This window comes from Arthrobacter sp. Y3223164 (assembly GCF_059091005.1).
The window spans coordinates 1-486 of sequence record NZ_JBNHGF010000837.1 but is presented as its reverse complement, the minus strand read 5'-3'; the positions used below and the strand labels follow the sequence as shown (position 1 = coordinate 486).

The following is a 486-nucleotide window of genomic DNA, read 5'->3' as shown; positions in this document are numbered from 1 at the left end:
CGGCTTCACGGGGATCGTCACCGACGCGGCCAGCGGCGACGTGCTGTACGACGAGGCAGCCGGCGAGCCGCTGGTGCCGGCATCCAACCTGAAGCTGCTGACCGCCGTCGCCGCCCTGGACACCATCGGTGCCGGCCACCGGTTCACTACCTCGGTCAAGCGCGGCGGCAAGCCGGGCGTGGTCTACCTGGTCGGCGGCGGGGATGCCTTGCTGGGTGCCGGGGAATCCAAGCCCGGCGCGGTCTGGGGCGAAGCCGGGCTGGCAACGCTGGCAGCAGAAGCGGCCGGGCAGCTGGCCGCCGACGGGTACACCGGTGAACTCTCGGTGGCGGTGGACGATTCCCTCTACTCCGGGGCCGTCATCAGCGCCGCTTGGGACCCGGGCGACGTGAAGAACGGCGAAATTTCCGCCGTGTACCCGCTCGCCCTGTACGCCGGGCGGGAACAGGCCGACGGCGGCGGCGACCTGGTGGCCGACGCCGCCGC

General features: G+C 72.6%; 1 protein-coding gene. It reads left to right on the top strand.

Translation table 11 applies throughout. The features are described 5' to 3' along the window. Positions 1-486, top strand: a 486-nt coding sequence (locus tag AC5RUJ_RS18295) for a D-alanyl-D-alanine carboxypeptidase (RefSeq protein ID WP_494156525.1), incomplete at both ends; no start/stop codon positions are given.